General features: G+C 62.0%; 16 protein-coding genes. 4 read left to right on the top strand and 12 right to left on the bottom strand.

What is annotated here, in order from left to right:
• Positions 1-9: 9 nt before the first annotated feature.
• The 8 genes from M2267_RS03475 to M2267_RS03440 form a co-directional block, all read right to left on the bottom strand.
• Positions 10-1,140 carry an AI-2E family transporter gene (locus tag M2267_RS03475; protein WP_402323738.1) on the bottom strand — a complete coding sequence of 377 codons (1,131 nt, stop codon included), beginning with the start codon at positions 1,138-1,140 and terminating at the stop codon, positions 10-12.
• Positions 1,141-1,277: 137 nt separating this feature from the next.
• Positions 1,278-1,448 (bottom strand): hypothetical protein, encoded by a 171-nt coding sequence (locus M2267_RS03470; RefSeq protein ID WP_090425577.1) that lies wholly within the window; start codon positions 1,446-1,448, stop codon positions 1,278-1,280.
• 177 nt (positions 1,449-1,625) lie between these two features.
• Positions 1,626-1,973 carry a RidA family protein gene (locus M2267_RS03465; protein ID WP_025426006.1) on the bottom strand — a complete coding sequence of 116 codons (348 nt, stop codon included), beginning with the start codon at positions 1,971-1,973 and terminating at the stop codon, positions 1,626-1,628.
• 173 nt (positions 1,974-2,146) lie between these two features.
• Positions 2,147-2,977, bottom strand: a complete 831-nt coding sequence (locus M2267_RS03460; RefSeq protein WP_043618254.1) for an ABC transporter ATP-binding protein — start codon at positions 2,975-2,977, stop codon at positions 2,147-2,149.
• On the bottom strand, positions 2,974-3,816 hold the full coding sequence (locus tag M2267_RS03455; RefSeq protein ID WP_082006055.1) for an ABC transporter ATP-binding protein: 843 nt from the start codon (positions 3,814-3,816) through the stop codon (positions 2,974-2,976). Before M2267_RS03455 ends, M2267_RS03460 begins: the two co-directional genes overlap by 4 nt.
• 2 nt (positions 3,817-3,818) lie before the next feature.
• On the bottom strand, positions 3,819-4,727 hold the full coding sequence (locus M2267_RS03450; RefSeq protein ID WP_034800846.1) for an ABC transporter permease subunit: 909 nt from the start codon (positions 4,725-4,727) through the stop codon (positions 3,819-3,821).
• 10 nt (positions 4,728-4,737) lie between these two features.
• Complete coding sequence (locus tag M2267_RS03445; protein ID WP_034800844.1) at positions 4,738-5,742, bottom strand: ABC transporter permease subunit; 1,005 nt, start codon at positions 5,740-5,742, stop codon at positions 4,738-4,740.
• A 204-nt stretch (positions 5,743-5,946) separates the two neighbouring features.
• Positions 5,947-7,542, bottom strand: a complete 1,596-nt coding sequence (locus tag M2267_RS03440; protein WP_034800843.1) for an ABC transporter substrate-binding protein — start codon at positions 7,540-7,542, stop codon at positions 5,947-5,949.
• Positions 7,543-8,189: 647 nt separating this feature from the next.
• Here M2267_RS03440 and M2267_RS03435 point away from each other — a divergent pair.
• Together M2267_RS03435 and M2267_RS03430 are read left to right on the top strand one after the other, a co-directional pair.
• A complete protein-coding gene (locus M2267_RS03435) occupies positions 8,190-8,903 on the top strand; it encodes a helix-turn-helix transcriptional regulator (protein WP_052201830.1) in 714 nt (237 codons plus the stop codon).
• Between the two features lie 10 nt (positions 8,904-8,913).
• Positions 8,914-9,369, top strand: a complete 456-nt coding sequence (locus M2267_RS03430; RefSeq protein ID WP_402323297.1) for a response regulator — start codon at positions 8,914-8,916, stop codon at positions 9,367-9,369.
• Positions 9,370-9,432: 63 nt separating this feature from the next.
• On the opposite strand, the gene rirA is transcribed toward M2267_RS03430, so the two are convergent.
• Complete coding sequence (gene rirA, locus M2267_RS03425) at positions 9,433-9,897, bottom strand: iron-responsive transcriptional regulator RirA (RefSeq protein ID WP_034801384.1); 465 nt, start codon at positions 9,895-9,897, stop codon at positions 9,433-9,435.
• A 213-nt stretch (positions 9,898-10,110) separates the two neighbouring features.
• Here rirA and M2267_RS03420 point away from each other — a divergent pair, with 213 nt between their 5' ends.
• Positions 10,111-11,130, top strand: coding sequence for a Fe(3+) ABC transporter substrate-binding protein (locus M2267_RS03420; protein WP_429113032.1), 1,020 nt, complete (start codon positions 10,111-10,113; stop codon positions 11,128-11,130).
• An 86-nt stretch (positions 11,131-11,216) separates the two neighbouring features.
• On the opposite strand, the gene M2267_RS03415 is transcribed toward M2267_RS03420, so the two are convergent.
• The 3 genes from M2267_RS03415 to M2267_RS03405 form a co-directional block, all read right to left on the bottom strand.
• Positions 11,217-12,272 carry a M48 family metallopeptidase gene (locus M2267_RS03415; RefSeq protein ID WP_429112484.1) on the bottom strand — a complete coding sequence of 352 codons (1,056 nt, stop codon included), beginning with the start codon at positions 12,270-12,272 and terminating at the stop codon, positions 11,217-11,219.
• On the bottom strand, positions 12,262-13,368 hold the full coding sequence (locus M2267_RS03410) for a YjgN family protein (RefSeq protein WP_429112482.1): 1,107 nt from the start codon (positions 13,366-13,368) through the stop codon (positions 12,262-12,264). Before M2267_RS03410 ends, M2267_RS03415 begins: the two co-directional genes overlap by 11 nt.
• Before the next feature lie 251 nt (positions 13,369-13,619).
• Positions 13,620-15,116, bottom strand: coding sequence for a CoA-acylating methylmalonate-semialdehyde dehydrogenase (locus M2267_RS03405; protein ID WP_429112481.1), 1,497 nt, complete (start codon positions 15,114-15,116; stop codon positions 13,620-13,622).
• Between the two features lie 127 nt (positions 15,117-15,243).
• Here M2267_RS03405 and M2267_RS03400 point away from each other — a divergent pair, with 127 nt between their 5' ends.
• Positions 15,244-16,125: a LysR family transcriptional regulator gene (locus M2267_RS03400; RefSeq protein WP_043618241.1), complete on the top strand. Its 882-nt coding sequence runs from the start codon at positions 15,244-15,246 to the stop codon at positions 16,123-16,125.
• Positions 16,126-16,150: the final 25 nt, after the last annotated feature.

Raw genomic sequence — 16,150 nt, 5'->3', positions numbered from 1 at the left:
ACATGTCGCTTATCCAGGAAGCTGTCGTTCCGGTGGCTGGTCGCTGATTTCCTCGACAATGGCGAGAACGATGAGAGAGAGCGGCAGTGCCAGCATGGCGCCGACCGCCCCCCACATCCAGGTCCAGAACACGATCGCCAGGAAGATCAGGAACGGGTTCACCTCGAGTTCGTTGCCGAGGATCGCCGGAATGGCAAGGTTTTCCATCGCGAGGTGAACGACGAAGAAGACCGCGGCCGGCGCCAATGCCAGCCACAGCACCTCGTGCGTCATCAGCCCCGCCACCAGCAGGCTCAGCGTCATCGCCGTCACGCCGAGATAAGGAATGAAGCTGGAGACGAAAGCGAACAGGCCCCACAGCGGAGCCATGCCCAGGCCGCCGACAAACGCGATCACCGTCGTCACCAGGCCGAGCGAGAGATAGATCACGCTGGCGATCGAGAAGTAACGCGCCAACGCGTCCTCGATGCCGTTCATGATGCGAATGGCGCTTAGCCGCCGCTCACGGCTGGCAAAGGCAAGGATGACGGCCTTCCGCAGTTGCAGCCGCCCGAGCAGGAACAGGCCGAGTGCCGCAAGGAAGATCAGGGTCTGCACCAAGGCGGGCGTCAGCCCGGCTGCAGTGGCGGCAAGCATCGGTCCGGCATTCTTCATGACGGTGTCGGCAATCGCGTCGTTGCCGATGCTGCGCGCGACAGCCAGCCGCAGCCACTCGAACCGATCGATGAACGGCATCACCCGCGCCACCACGCTTTCGGCGAGCTTCGGCGCCTCGGAGGCGAGCGCCGTCAGCGGGCCGAGAAGAGCATTGACGAGCCACGAGAGGCCGGTGACGAAGATGCCCGCCAACAGCAGCCCCCCGAAGATCGGCGGCAGACCGTAACGCGCCAGCCCGTCGGCGGTCCGGCCGAGCACCACGCCGACGACGATCGCCAGCGTGATCGGCAGCAGGATCGTTTCCATGGCGTAGATGCCCGCACATGCGGCAATGGCGAAAAGGCCGATGATGCTCCAGGCGACCATCAGATCGATGCCGTCGCGCCGCGGAGCGGTCGATGGCGCCGCCGTCGCGACGGCAGCCTCTTCCTCGACGATCCGCCGCGCGCGCTTGCGCTGCTGGGCGGCACCCGCCCGCCGCAGCGTGTTCGCGATCATGCCGCGCCGTCCCTCGGCCAGGGCGGCGCGCGGGTCGTTCGCGTTTCCGGTCAACAGATCAGGCCGCCCTGCCTTTTGCTCAGGCCCTGCTTGCGGCACATCGCGTGATTGATCTTGCACGGTCAGTGGTGTTCCGGCGGGAAGACATGCAGGGTCAGCGACAACAGGCCGAGCCCCAGGATGATGACGAGCAAGGTATGGGCGACACCTGCGGCGGTGTAGGGAACGAGCCCAAAACCGATCATGACGCCCGCCAGGAGAAGGACACAGACACGGGGCAGCCAGTAGAGCATTGACAGTCCTCCCAATGGTGGCGGCCGGTTTTGGCCTGCTTCTTCGGATCGGACACTTAACGTGCCGGCGCGCCGTTTGGTTCCGCGCATGGGAGCTGGAATGGGAACGAAAAACGCCGCCGGACGGCAGTCCGGCGGCGCAAAAATGAGACGACGGGAAATCCCGTAGCGCCGGCCTTAAGCGGCAGCGGCGACGACGATGACTTCGACGAGGTATTCCGGGGTCGCGAGCTTGGCTTCGCCGGTGGCGCGAGCCGGGGTATTGCCCTGCGGTGCCCAGGCGTCCCAGACCGAGTTCATCTTCGGGAAGTCTGCCATGTCGGCGAGCCAGATGGTGGCCGAAAGGATGCGGGTCTTGTCGGTGCCGGCGAGCGCCAGAAGACGGTCGACTTCGGCAAGCGCCTGCTTCGTCTGCGTCACGACATCGTCACCGGCGTTGCCGACCTGGCCAGCGAGGTAGACGGTGTTGTTGTAGACGACGGCCTGGCTCATACGGGGGCCGGTTTCGAAACGCTTGATTTCCATGGACGTGTTCCTGAGGTTGGGCCGGACGATCGGTCCGGCCGAAAAGCGGCTGCCCGCCGCCGAAAGGCGAGAGTTGAAGGCGGCGCGACACCTCTACACCATCATGCCCTCAAGTCAAAGAAGCCGGGAACGATGTCCCGGCTTCCTGTTTCATTGACGCTAGATCGACGAGATCAAGCCGCCTGCTTCTTCTTGGCAAGACGCGCCTTGATGCTCTCGACATCCGCACGTGGCGTCGCTGCAAACAGCGTCTTGGTGTAGCTGTGCTTCGGATCGGCAAAGACCTCGTCGCGGCTGCCGTATTCGACCGCTTCGCCGAAATACATCACCATGACGTCGTCAGCGATGTAGCGCACGACCGACAGGTCGTGGCTGATGAAGACGTAGGTGAGCTTCAACTCGTCCTGAAGATCGGCGAGCAGGTTCAGCACCTGTGCCTGGACCGACAGATCGAGCGCCGAGACCGGCTCGTCGAGCACCAGCAGCTTCGGGTTCAGCATCAACGCACGCGCAATGGCGATACGCTGGCGCTGGCCGCCCGAAAACATGTGCGGATAGCGGTTGAAGTGCAGCTCGGTGAGGCCGACCTTCTTCAGCATCGTCATCGCCCGGTCGCGACGTTCGTCGGCCGGCGTGTCGGTGTTGATGACCAGCGGTTCCATCAGGATGTCGCCGATCTTCTGGCGCGGGTTGAGCGAGCCATAGGGGTTCTGGAAGACGATCTGCACCTTGCGGCGCATCTCCGGCGTCATGTCGCCCTTGGAGATATCGATCTTCTTGCCCTCGATCAGAAGGTCGCCCGAGGTTGCCGGATCGATCAGGGTGAGGATGCGGCCGAGCGTAGACTTGCCGCAGCCGCTTTCGCCGACGATCGCCAGCGTCTTGCCCTCTTCGACGGAAAAGCTCACGCCTTTCAGCGCGTGAACCGTCTTTGCCTTTTTGATGAGGCCGCCGGGGATATGGTAGTCGCGCACCAGATTGCGCGCTTCGAGGATCACGCTCATTGGGCCGCTCCTTCATCGACGAAGAGTTCGGAAATCGTCGGCAGACGATCGCCGGTCGCGTTGTCAGGCAGAGCCGCCAGAAGTGCGCGCGTGTAGTTGCTCTTCGGGTTTTCGAAGAGCGTCAGCACGTCGGCCTCTTCCATCTTGCGGCCCTTGTACTGCACGACGACGCGGTCGGCGGTCTCGGCTACCACGCCCATGTTGTGCGTGATCATGATCAGGCCCATCTTGTGCTCGGCCTGCAGCTTCATCAACAGGTCGAGGATCTGCTTCTGGATCGTCACGTCGAGCGCGGTCGTCGGCTCGTCGGCGATCAGCAGCTTCGGATTGCAGGCGATCGCGATCGCGATCATCACACGCTGGCACTGGCCGCCCGACATCTGGTGCGGATAGTGGCCGAGCCGTTCGGCCGGATCGGGAATACCAACCGCCTCGAACAGTTCGATCGCCCGCTTGCGCCGACCGGCCTTGTCGAGACCCATGTGGATGCGCAGCACTTCCTCGATCTGGAAGCCGACGGTGAAGCACGGGTTGAGGCTGGCGATCGGCTCCTGGAAGATCATGGCAATATCCTTGCCGACGATCTTGCGCTTTTCGCTGGCCGACATGCCGAGCAGGTCGCGGCCGTTGAAAGTGAGCTTGTCGGCCGTCACCTTCGCGGTCCAGGGCAGAAGCCCCATGGCGGCCAGCATCGACACGGACTTGCCCGAGCCGCTTTCGCCGACGATCGCAAGCACTTCGCCTTCATGGACCTTCATCGATACGCCGTTGACGGCGCGGAAGGGACCGGAGGCCGTCTGGAATTCGACGACCAGGTTTTCGATTTCGAGAAGCGCCATGATCAGGACCTCTTCAGCTTGGGATCGAGCGCATCGCGCAGGCCGTCACCCATCAGGTTGATCGCAAGCACGGTGATCAGGATCGCGATACCCGGAAGGGTCACCACCCACCAATGGCTGCTGATGAACTCGCGGGCTTCGGCGAGCATCGTGCCCCATTCCGGTGTCGGAGGCTGTGCGCCCATGCCGAGGAAGCCGAGGGCGGCTGCGTCAAGGATCGCGCTCGAGAAGGAGAGCGTCGCCTGGACGATCAGCGGCGCCATGCAGTTCGGCAGGATCGTCTTGAACATCAGACGGCCATGACCGGCGCCGGCCACCTTGGCGGCAACGACATAGTCACGGGTCTTTTCGCTCATGACGGCAGCACGCGTCAGGCGCACGAAGTGCGGCTGGAAGACGAGCGCGATGGCGATCATGGCGTTGACGAGGCCCGGGCCGAGGACTGCGACCAGAACGAGGGCGAGCAGCAGCGACGGGAAGGCGAGGATGATGTCCATCACGCGCATGATGACGGTATCGACCCAGCCACGGAAGTAGCCGGCGATGACGCCAAGTGCGATGCCGCCGACGAGCGACAGGGTCGTGACGATGACACCGACGAACAGCGAGAAGCGCGTGCCGTAGATCAGGCGGGACAGCATGTCGCGGCCGACGGCATCGGTGCCGAGCAGGAATCCGGCGCGGCCGCCTTCCTGCCAGACCGGCGGAACCAGCACCGCATCGCGGTACTGTGCCACCGGATCATGCGGCGCGACCCACGGTGCGAAGACCGCGAGCAGAACGAGGAACACAAAGAACACGAGACCGATCACGGCGCCGCGGTTCTCGGAGAAGTAATACCAGAATTCGGCCAGACGCGCCCGGCGGGACGGGTCGGTCGAAACGGTGCTTGTTGCAGCAGCTTGAGACATGACGCCCTCCTTAGTGCCGGATGCGCGGATTGATGAGACCGTAGAGCAGGTCGACGATCAGGTTGACCAGCATGATCACCGCAGCGATGACGAGCAGGCCGCCCTGGATGACGGCGTAGTCGCGACGCGACACCGAATCCACCATCCACTTGCCGATGCCCGGCCAGGAGAAGATCGTTTCGGTCAGGATCGCGCCGGCGAGCATGACGCCCACCTGCAGGCCAATGGTGGTGACCACCGGGATCATCGCATTGCGCAGCGCATGGACGCCGACGACCCGGAAGGTCGAAAGGCCCTTGGCACGTGCCGTGCGCACGTAGTCTTCGGAGAGAACTTCAAGCATCGCCGAGCGCGTCTGACGCGCGATGACCGCAAGCGGAATGGTTCCGAGCACGATCGTCGGCAGGATCAGATGGCTGACGGCCGACTTGAAGGCGCCAGCCTGGCCGGACAGGAGCGAGTCGATCAGCATGAAGCCGGTGACCGGCGGGAAGAAGTACATCAGCGAGATGCGGCCGGAGACCGGCGTCCACTGCAGCATGCCGGAAACGAGCATGATGAGCAGCAGGCCCCACCAGAAGATCGGCATCGAAAAGCCGACGAGCGCCGTGCCCATCATCGCCTGGTCGACGGCCGAGCCGCGCTTGATCGCAGCAATCACGCCAGCCGGAATGCCGAGAATGACCGCAAACAGGATCGCGCAGAGCGAAAGCTCGACGGTTGCCGGGAACAGTTCGAAGAACTGGTCGATGACCGGCTTCTTGGTGACGATCGAGGTGCCGAAGTCCCCCTGGAGCACGCCCCAGAGATAATCGAGATATTGCACCACGATCGGCCGGTCGAAGCCGAGTGCGTGTGAGATTTCCGCATGTCGCTCCGGCGACATGACGCGCTCGCCCGAAAGCAGCGCAACCGGATCGCCCGGAAGCAGGCGGATGAAGGAGAAGGCGATGATGGAGACGCCGACGAAGGTCGGTATCAGGACAGCCAATCGCCCCAAGAGAAATCGGAACATGTTAAACCCCGCGCCATGTTGCCGCGGCATTGTATCCCGCCGCTGGCACCACCGCATGCTTTCCCACTTAACGGCCAAGCATACAGCAAGTCGAAATGCCACAGCGACCTTTTGCGCTCCAGCAGGAACTCGGGGTCGCTATAGTGGATGCAAAGAGGGGCGCTTGCCCTTGGCAAACGCCCCCTTAAGGATCAGTTAACTAAATTACTCGGTGATGTCCACGCCGTCGAAGGCAAAATCACCAAGCGGGCTCTGAACGAAGCCCTCGACGTTCTTGCGCATCGGCACGACCGAGAGCGAGTGGTCGATCGTGGCCCACGGCGCTTCGCGCTTGAAGACGACCTGCGCCTCTTCGTAAAGCTTGGTGCGCTCTGCCGGGTCAGAGGTTTCCTTCGCCTTCTTCACGAGAGCGTCGAATTCCTGGTTGCACCACTGTGCACGGTTGTTGCCGCCGACAGCGTTGCAGCCGAGAAGCGTGTCGAGGAAGTTGTCCGGGTCGCCGTTGTCGCCGGTCCAGCCGAGGATAACGGCACCGTCACGATCCTTCGCCTTGGACTTGTCGAGGTATTCGGCCCACTCGTAGGAGACGATCTCGACCTTGACGCCGATCTTGGCGAAGTCCGACTGCATCAGTTCAGCTGCGCGACGGGCGTTCAGCATGTACGGACGCGAAACCGGCATTGCCCAGAGCTTCATCGACAGGTCCTTGACGCCTGCGTCTTCAAGCATCTTCTTGGCGACTTCCGGCTCGTAGGTGTCGTCTTCGATCTTGTCGTTGTACGACCACATCGTCGGCGGGATCGGGTTGACGGCCGGCTGGGCAGCGCCCTGGAAGACGGCATCGACGATCGCCTGCTTGTTGATCGCCTTGTTCAGCGCCTTGCGGACTTCCGGCTTGTCGAACGGAGCCTGCGTGGTGTTGTAGGCGAGGTAGGAGACGTTGAGGCCGGCCTGTTCCATGACCTTCAGGTTCGGGTCTGCCTTCATCTTCGAAACGTCGGCAGCGTTCGGGAACGGCATCAGGTGGCATTCGCCAGCCTGGAGCTTCTGGAAGCGAACCGAAGCGTCAGAGGTGATCGCGAAGACGAGGTCGTCGATCTTCTGCTTGCCACCCCAGTAGTCCGGGTTTGCCTTGTAACGGATGACCGCGTCCTGCTGGTAGGCAACGAAAGCGAACGGACCGGTGCCGAGCGGCATCTGGTTCATCTGCTCCATCTTGCCGTCAGCCTGCAGCTTGTCGGCGTATTCCTTCGACAGGATCGAAGCAAACGGCATCGCGATGTTGGCGAGGAACGGAGCTTCCTTGCGCGTCAGGGTGAACTTGACGGTCAGGTCGTCGACCTTTTCAACCGACTTGATGACTTCCGGGAAGCCCATGCCGGCTGCGTATTCCCACGAAGCGCCAGCAATGTACTTGTTCCACGGGTTGTCAGCCTTCAGCTGGCGCTCATAGGAGAACACCACGTCGTCGGCAGTGAAGTCACGCGACGGCGTAAAGAACTCGGTGGTCTGGAACTTGACGCCCGGACGCAGCTTGAAGGTGTAGACCAGACCGTCGTCGGAGATCGTCCAGCTTTCGGCGAGACCCGGCTCAACTTCGGTCGTGCCCTTCTTGAACTCGAGCAGGCGGTTGTAAACCGTGTGCGCAGCCGCGTCGAAGGTCGTGCCGGCGGTGTACAGGCCCGGGTCAAAACCCTCTGGCGAACCTTCCGAGCAATAAACGAACGTCTTCGACCAGGCGGAGCCGGCCATCAGCGTGGCAAGCGCCGTCGCTGCAAACAGAGTAGTGAGCTTTTTCATGAGCTTTGCTTCCCAGATTTGTTTTTGTTCTCGTGTTTTCCTGACGCGGAATGCCGTTGCCCCCCGGTCAAGGCCGGATGGAACGACATTTGGCGTCGCATTGCAATAAGTCGCCGCAGAAATTTGTCTATGCGAAAAATTCGTCCGCAGGTAGAGCCGGGATATTCGTCCACTGTTTTAGAATCGACTGACAAAACGGTGCACTGCAGCACTGAAACTCCATGGCGTTTTGGCCGCTTTCGCAGGGCCTGCGGCCCGCCCTGCCCGCCCGTCAGCGGCGCGATGCCGGCCCGCGGCAGCCGCCTGCGCTCCTCGGCGAATGCGCGATGGAGAAAGCCGTGGTCATTGGCCGCACGGACCTGCGATTCGGTTTCGACAGCTTTCCGTCAATCCCAAGATACTATGGTAGAAATCCCGAACGGGATTGTGCAATAAAATGTATACAAAACTCGGGGGAGACATTCGACGTGCCCAGACGTCCTTGGGAGGGACCGGCAGCTGCCTTTTACTGCTTTCAGTCGTTCGGCAGGCTTGCCGAGGGACGGGCATGACGCAGCCTGCCTGCAATACCGGCAACGCACATTGCCGATTGATCGCTGCGGCGCGCGGGATAAACTGCCGCGCGACGATAAGGGGATAGCCAGTCCGTGGCGGCTTTGCTGGAAAATCACAGGCGATACGACCTTCGCGACGAGCTAGAGAAGGCGCTGAACCGCGTCGATTTCTTCCGCATTTTTCATACGATGGCATTGCGCTTCGGCTTCAGCCATTTCGGCATCCTGCAGCTCGGCAACGAGAACGACGCCTGCATGCTGTCCACCCGCCTGGTGCTGCACGACCTGCCCTCCGGGCTCGCGGAAGAATACGACAAGCGCCACCGCTTCGGCGACTCCGTGTTCTACAAGACACTGCACCGTTCGGCGATCTCGTCGGTCTGGCGGGCGGACGACCCCGGCTGCGACGCAGGGCAGAACCTCCTGGTGCAGCTCGGCTTCGAACTGCTCGTCAGCGTGCCGGTGCACGCAGCCTCGACCGGCGCACGCTACGCCGTGCTCTTTCTCGGAGACGGGGAGGATATCGGCCGGGCCGAGCATGTCGCGCTCGCCTATGACGCGATCGCCGCCTTCGACTATTTCTATCGCATCGCGCTTGCCAACAAGGCCGGGATGGGACTGACGCCGCGCGAAACCGAAATCCTCAAATGGATCTCGCACGGCAAGACGGCAAGCGAGATCGCGCTCATCGTTTCGGTGTCTGAGCACACGGTGAACTCACACACCGCAACGATCCTGAAGAAACTCGACGTCGTCAATCGCACCCAGATGGTGGCGAAGGCAATCCGAGAGCAGATCATCCAGTAGCAGCCGATGCGTGGCCGCGTTTCGCACCGCCACGCCCAACGAACGGGACGCCCGCCATCAGCAAGGGTATTCGGTCATGACGCGAAAAGCACACATCCTGCTCGTTGACGACGACCCGGCAGAAAACCTGATCCTGCGCGCGCTCATCCGCAAGGTGAGCAGCATCGACATCGAGCTGCACTACTGCCAGACGATGGACGATGCGCTCGAATTCCTGCGCTCGGGCAAACCGGTGTCGATGATCCTGCTCGACAACCGCCTGCGGCCGCAGCTCGATTTCCGCGAGACGGTCCCAGCCTTCCGGCACCAGGGCTATATCGGCCCGATCGGCGTGATCTCAGCGTCGCTCGCCGATGCCTATTTTCAGAATCTGGAGGATTACGGCGCCGATTTCCGCATCGACAAGGCTGAAATCGACCCCACTGCGATCGACTTCATATTGCGGGAATATCTACCGCAGGAGTAACACCCGGCGGCACGTTAGCCGCCAGGCCACGCCGCGCGATATGCGCGACGGTGTTCGGAAATTTCAGGCAGCCGAGGTCTGCGGACGCTTGGTTTCTTCCAGGCCAAGCAGGAAGTTGATCTGCGGGCGGGCTTTGACGAGGTCGTCGATCGTGTAGCCCTGCAGCACTTCGAAGAAAGCGTTCAGCGCCTTGCGCAGCGCCGAGTTCAGGCCGCAGCTGTCGACGAGCGGGCATTCGATCTCACCCGCTTCGAAGCATTCCGCCATCGCGAAACTGTCTTCCGTCACCTTGACGACGTCGAACAGCGTGATCGCCGAGGCAGGCTTCGGCAGGCGTACGCCGCCGTTGCGGCCACGCACGGTTTCAACGAGGCCGGCCTTGGTCAGCGGCTGCAAGATCTTGAAGAGAAACAACTCGGAAACGCCATAGGCCCTGGCGATTTCGGGAATGCGGCTGAGCTTTTCCCCGTTGGCGGCGCAGTACATCAACATGCGAACCGCGTAGTTCGTTTGCTTCGTCAGACGCATCATTCACTCCGGCATCGAGAGGTTCACGAACTCATCATATAGGACGGATCGTAGTTTGGAACAATTCCAAAAAGCCAGAAAAGTCACTTCTTGTTGAGCGTTTACGGTTTCCTGATTGACTGATTGCGGCGCCCCGGTCAGAAAGATGAGGAATTTTGTTAACTTAGCTCAAACGAGAAAATGGAGGAAGCGATGTCCGTTTCAAGAGCAGCGATGGGCGTTCTGTCCCTGACCGCAACCCTGCTGGCAACGAGCGCCGCCTGGGCCGATGGTGAAGTCAATATCTACTCGTACCGGCAGCCCGACCTGATCAAGCCGCTGCTCGACGCCTTCACCAAGGAAACCGGCATCACCACCAATGTGCTCTTCCTCGACAAGGGTCTCGTCGAGCGCATCCAGGCCGAAGGCGCCAACTCGCCGGCCGACGTGATCCTGACCGTCGACATCAGCCGCCTGACCGAGGCGAAGGATGCTGGCGTCACCCAGCCTGTTGTCAACGAGACGATCAACAAGGACATCCCGGCGCATTTCCGCGATCCTGAGGGCAACTGGTTCGGCCTCACCACCCGCGGCCGCGTCGTCTATGCTTCCAAGGAGCGCGTTGCGCAGGACGACATCACCTATGAAGAGCTTGCCGACCCCAAGTGGAAGGGCAAGATCTGCACCCGCGACGGCCAGCACTCCTACAACATCGGCCTCTTCGCCTCGATGATCGCCCACCATGGCGAAGCCGAGACCGAGAAGTGGCTGACAGGCCTGAAGAACAACCTCGCCAAGAAGCCTGACGGTGGCGACCGCGACCAGGCCAAGGCTATCCTCGCCGGCGAATGCGACCTGGCACTCGGCAACACCTACTATGTCGGTCTGATGATGACCAACGAGAAGGAGCCGGAACAGAAGGATTGGGCAGCAGCCATCAAGGTGCTCTTCCCGAACGCCAAGGACCGCGGCACGCACGTCAACATTTCGGGCATGGCGCTCGCCAAGAACTCCCCGAACAAGGACAATGCGCTGAAGCTGATGGAATTCCTGTCGGAAGGCGAAGCCCAGAAGATCTACGCCGAGCAGGTGTTCGAGTATCCGGTTCTGCCGGGCGCCGAGCCGTCTGACGTCGTCAAGTCCTTCGGCACGATCAAGCCGGACGAACTGCCGCTCGCCGACATCGCTTCGAACCGCAAGAAGGCTTCCGAGCTGGTCGACAAGGTCGGCTACAACGACGGTCCGCAGGACTGATCACAGACAAGTCGCAAGACAGAAACAGCGGGCCATCGGCCCGCTGTTTTCGTTTCGGGAATAGCGAGACGACAGGTCCTGCAGGCTCATTGCGCCTTGGCGCGCAACTCCGCCGCATAGTCGAGGATCGCCTGGCGCCGCTCCGGCGTCCCTGGATGCGTCGACAGGATGCTGGTTTCGCCATGATCGTCGAGCTTTTCCTCGATCAGATCGAAAAAGCGGGCAATTGCCACCGGATCCCTGCCCGCCTTCTGCATCAGCTCCACCGAATGCCTATCGGCCGCACTTTCCGCCCCGCGCGAATAGGAAAGCGAAAGAAGGCCGGCGCCCTGCACCAGCAGATCTTCGGTTCCAGACCCGATATCGCCGCCGATCATCATGATGAGGCCGGCAACGCCGGCAGCGCGATAGATCTGGCGCAGGCTATGCTCGAGTTCGACATGGCCGATCTCGTGCGCGAGCACGCCGACGATCATTTCCGTGTCATCGCCGGCAAGCTCCACCAGTTCGTCCGTGACGACAAGCGTGCCATCCGGCAGCGCAAACGCATTTGGCCCGATCACTCCGCCTTGCCGGAAGTGAAGCGTGTAGCCGGCCTCGCCGCGCCCGGATTGAACTGCGATAGCACTGAACCCCTCGCGAATCCTGCCCTGCCTTTCGACCGCCAGTTGGGTCGGAGCAAACAGGGTCTTGTCCATTGTTTCCATCGTGCCCGCCGACATCAGCTCCGGCACGATCGGCGGCATGACCAGAACCGCGATCTCAACGAGCGCAGGTACCGCGTAGCGATAGATGGCGACGATACAAAGCGCGGTCGCGACCACCACGGCAATGAGACGCGGTCGGAACCGCTCCCATTCGTGGACATGGTTGACCCGACCCTTCAGCCTAAGGAAACGGTCGATGGCCTCGTTATCTGGCGTTTCGAACAAGGAACCGTCGGCAAATTCCACTCGACGCGGAATCGCGCCGACACGATCGGAAATAGCGACGGCCGCAAGGGGGCCGCTTGTAAGCTCGGCGCCCGCCCCGTCCAGGGCCTTCAGGCGTCCGCCCTCTTCCACCAGCAGTGCAGGCTCCGACCGGCTCGAGCCGGCCGGATGCCATTCGCCGCGGGCGATCTCGACACTGCTAGAAGCCAAAATCGAACCCTTCGAAATCCATGAACTCGGCGCCAACCGCGGACGATTGCGCTTCTATCTCGCTCATCAGCGTTCCGACGGCTCCGACTACGGTCACGCCGGTCAGTGCCCATTTGTAGCGCGCCATGCGCACGGCCGCCCATGGGCGCAACAGGCCCAGCGAGACGATCGTCGCGAGAAGGTTGGTGATGGCGATCAAGGTGTAGCGGCCACGCGACAGCCGGCTGGAGAACCTGTGTTTCCCGTCAAAGACCGTCGCGTTCCAGACTGCGTTGCGCACGGCTGCGCTGTAAAACAACGCAACGACCCCGTAGAGCGACGCCGTCACCACATAGCCGGCGACAATGACGATCCAGTGCCAGATCTGGATGTCGGCTGGATCAAAGGCTGTCGATTCAAACAACTGTGGTGCGGCGCGCAGTGTTCCCATCACAATCGCGGTGACGACAAGGGTGATGGCCAAAGCCAGTCCTATGGCAAGAAACAGGCCGCGATAGAGAGGGCCGAATGCCGGGTTGGTTTCGAACGCCTTTCCACCGAAGCGCATGTTCGATCCGACGTAGCGCCCGACCCAACGGCTGGCGAGCGGTGCCAGCAATCCCGCCGTGACAACGGTCAGAAAACCGCCGAGAATGAAGGCCTTGAAGGCACCACCGGAGCCGCCGACGAAATCGAAGCGCACGTTGCGGTAGCTCGTCACCCTTGCGCTGAAGCGCAAGCCCCGCGCCACGAGCCAGGGAATGAAGAACAGCGAGAGCAGGATAAGGATGATGCCGGCGATCGGAACGAATGTCAGCAGCAGGTTGTAGACGATCAGATAGCTGAAAACGATGACCCGCCCGATCAGGATCTGCTTGCCCTTGGCGTGGTACTCAAAGGCACGGCCGAGCAGAACCGTGTTGCCGTAGAAATAGCGGTTGCGCCGAACCTTTGCCCAGGCCGAATAGATGCCAAGCGTCACGATCGTCAAAAGCACGTTGACGATCCAGATGCCGAAATACTCCTTGCCGCTTCCCATGAAGGCGAAACGGTGAAAATCGCTCGGCGCGTCGCGCGCCGGAGTTGCTTGAAACGATGCCGCTTCAGCTACCACCATGATATCCCTCTCGATCACGTGCGGCCGTACTTGGAAAAGCGTTGCGGCCGCGTTTCAACAGCATGAAATCATTCAAAAACGCGCCATGCGCGCCCCCGCCCGCAAGGCCTTCCGCAATAGAACGTCCGGCGTGCGATCGATATTCGCAACCGCTCGGCCCGAATCTCAAATTAGTTGTGGCGCAACACAGAATGCAACAAAAAAGGGCCTCCCGAAGGAGGCCCCGAGGCGGGAGGATCTTTATCCCGTTGTTACTTCATCGTCGGCATGACGAACTCGGCACCGTCCTTGATGCCCGAGGGCCAACGCTCGGTGATGGTCTTGGTGCGGGTCCAGAACTTGATCGAGTCCGGGCCGTGCTGGTTGAGGTCGCCGAAGGACGAGGACTTCCAGCCGCCGAACGAGTGGTAGGCGAGCGGAACCGGGATCGGCACGTTGACGCCGACCATGCCGATGTTGATGCGCGAGGCGAAGTCGCGGGCAGCGTCACCGTCGCGGGTGTAGATCGCGACGCCGTTGCCGTATTCGTGCTTCATCGGCAGATCGAGGGCTTCCTCGTAGGTCTTGGCGCGGACGACCGAGAGAACCGGCCCGAAGATTTCGGTCTTGTAGATGTCCATGTCCGGGGTGACGTTGTCGAACAGGCAGCCGCCGATGAAGTGGCCTTGCTCATAGCCCTGAAGCTTGAAGTCGCGGCCGTCGACCACGAGCTTTGCGCCCTGCTCGACACCGCTGTCGATCAGGCTGCGGATGCGCTGTTCGGCCTCCTTGGTGACGACAGGGCCCATGTCGGCCTTCTCGTCGGTGTAGGGGCCGATGCGCAGGCTTTCGACCATCGGCGTCAGCTTGCTGATCAGGCGGTTGGCGGTTTCCTCACCGACCGGAACGGCAACCGAGATCGCCATGCAGCGCTCGCCGGCCGAACCGTAGCCGGCGCCCATCAGGGCGTTGGCGGCCTGGTCGAGATCGGCGTCCGGCATGATGATCATGTGGTTCTTGGCACCCCCGAAGCACTGGGCGCGCTTGCCGTTCATGGCAGCCGTGCCGTAGACGTAGCGGGCAATCGGGGTCGAGCCGACGAAGGAGACGGCTGCGATATCCGGATGCGTCAGGATCGCGTCAACCGCACCCTTGTCGCCGTTGACGACGTTGAGAATGCCCGCCGGCAGGCCGGCTTCGATCATCAGTTCGGCAAGGCGGATCGGAACGGACGGATCACGCTCGGACGGCTTCAGGATGAAGGCGTTGCCGCAGGCGATGGCCGGGGCGAACATCCACATCGGGATCATCGCCGGGAAGTTGAACGGGGTGATGCCGGCGCCGATGCCGACAGCCTGGCGGATCGAGTACATGTCGATGCCGGGGCCGGCGCCTTCGGTGAACTCGCTCTTCTGCAGATGCGGAATACCGATGACGAATTCGCAGACTTCGAGACCGCGGATAAGGTCACCCTTGGCGTCTTCGATCGTCTTGCCGTGTTCGCGCGAGAGGATCTCGGCAAGCTCGTTCATGTTGGCGTTCAGAAGTTCGACGAACTTCATGAAGACGCGGGCACGGCGCTGCGGGTTGGTGGCCGCCCACTTCGGCTGCGCTGCCTTGGCGCTTTCGACGGCTGCTGCAAGTTCCGCGTCGCTTGCCAGCGCCACGGTGCCCTGCACTTCGCCGGTTGCCGGATTGAAGATGTTGCTGACGCGGCCGCTCTTGCCGGCAACGCGCTTGCCATCGATGAAATGACCGAGTTCGTACATGGATGTCTCCTCCTGATCTTGATTGTGGCGGCATGATCGCACTACGATTTAAACAAAGCAATTTCCGATCTTCAGCAACCGTTGTGCAAGAATTAAAGCCCAACGACCGCAACCGGGGCTCAACACCATGAACTGGGACGATGTCAGAATGTTTCTAGCCGTCGCGCGGACCGGACAGATCCTGGCCGCATCCAAGCGGCTGGGCGTCAACCATGCCACGCTCAGCCGTCGGGTGACTGCGCTGGAAGAGGCGATGAAGACGCGGCTGCTGGTGCGCCGGCCGAACGGCTGCGAGCTGACCGCCGAGGGTGAAATCTTCCTCAGTGCTGCCGAGCGGATGGAGACAGAGATGCTGGCGGCGCAGTCGCAGATCGGCCGGATAGATACGGCGATCGCCGGCACGGTGCGGATCGGCGCGCCCGACGGCTTCGGCGTCTCTTTCCTCGCGCCCCGCCTCGGAAGGCTGACCGCCCGATACCCGGAACTGAAGCTGCAGTTGGTGCCGGTCCCCCGCTCCTTCTCACTGTCGCAGCGCGAGGCCGATATCGCGATCACCATCGAGCGGCCGGAACAGGGCCGGCTCGTGTCTTCGAAACTCACCGACTATACGCTCGGCCTCTACGCCTCGGCCGACTACCTCGAAAGACACGGTACGCCGCAGACGATCGACGATCTGAAGGGACACCGCCGCATCGGCTACGTCGAGGACCTGATCTTCACGCCGTCCTTGAATTTTTCCGCCGAGATCATGCGCAGCTGGGACGCGTCCTTCGAGATCTCCAGCGCCACCGGCCAGACGGAGGCGGTGCGCTCCAGCGCCGGTATCGGCATCCTGCACAACTATATTGCCCGCCATGCGCCGGAGCTGAAACGCATCCTGCCGGAAACGACCATCCGCCGCGCCTACTGGACCACCTATCACGAAAGCGCACGCGATCTCGTACGCGTGCGCACCGTCGTCGCCTTCCTGCAGGAACTGGTGACGGCGGAGCACCAGATCTTCGTCTGAGACATCAGGCGCCCAGGCACGCTCC

Source organism: Ensifer sp. KUDG1 (assembly GCF_050434285.1).
Lineage (GTDB): Bacteria > Pseudomonadota > Alphaproteobacteria > Rhizobiales > Rhizobiaceae > Ensifer.
This window is presented reverse-complemented; position numbering and strand designations above follow the sequence as displayed.

What these genes read in the sequence shown, in the direction of transcription:
- M2267_RS03465 (WP_025426006.1), bottom strand. Translation starts at nt 1,973, where the DNA reads ATGGAAATCAAGCGTTTCGAAACCGGCCCCCGTATGAGCCAGGCCGTC.
- M2267_RS03440 (WP_034800843.1), bottom strand. Translation starts at nt 7,542, where the DNA reads ATGAAAAAGCTCACTACTCTGTTTGCAGCGACGGCGCTTGCCACGCTG.
- M2267_RS03410 (WP_429112482.1), bottom strand. Translation starts at nt 13,368, where the DNA reads ATGGTGGTAGCTGAAGCGGCATCGTTTCAAGCAACTCCGGCGCGCGAC.
- M2267_RS03445 (WP_034800844.1), bottom strand. Translation starts at nt 5,742, where the DNA reads ATGTTCCGATTTCTCTTGGGGCGATTGGCTGTCCTGATACCGACCTTC.
- M2267_RS03460 (WP_043618254.1), bottom strand. Translation starts at nt 2,977, where the DNA reads ATGAGCGTGATCCTCGAAGCGCGCAATCTGGTGCGCGACTACCATATC.
- M2267_RS03420 (WP_429113032.1), top strand. Translation starts at nt 10,111, where the DNA reads ATGGGCGTTCTGTCCCTGACCGCAACCCTGCTGGCAACGAGCGCCGCC.
- M2267_RS03405 (WP_429112481.1), bottom strand. Translation starts at nt 15,116, where the DNA reads ATGTACGAACTCGGTCATTTCATCGATGGCAAGCGCGTTGCCGGCAAG.
- M2267_RS03400 (WP_043618241.1), top strand. Translation starts at nt 15,244, where the DNA reads ATGAACTGGGACGATGTCAGAATGTTTCTAGCCGTCGCGCGGACCGGA.
- M2267_RS03470 (WP_090425577.1), bottom strand. Translation starts at nt 1,448, where the DNA reads ATGCTCTACTGGCTGCCCCGTGTCTGTGTCCTTCTCCTGGCGGGCGTC.
- rirA (WP_034801384.1), bottom strand. Translation starts at nt 9,897, where the DNA reads ATGCGTCTGACGAAGCAAACGAACTACGCGGTTCGCATGTTGATGTAC.
- M2267_RS03455 (WP_082006055.1), bottom strand. Translation starts at nt 3,816, where the DNA reads ATGGCGCTTCTCGAAATCGAAAACCTGGTCGTCGAATTCCAGACGGCC.
- M2267_RS03450 (WP_034800846.1), bottom strand. Translation starts at nt 4,727, where the DNA reads ATGTCTCAAGCTGCTGCAACAAGCACCGTTTCGACCGACCCGTCCCGC.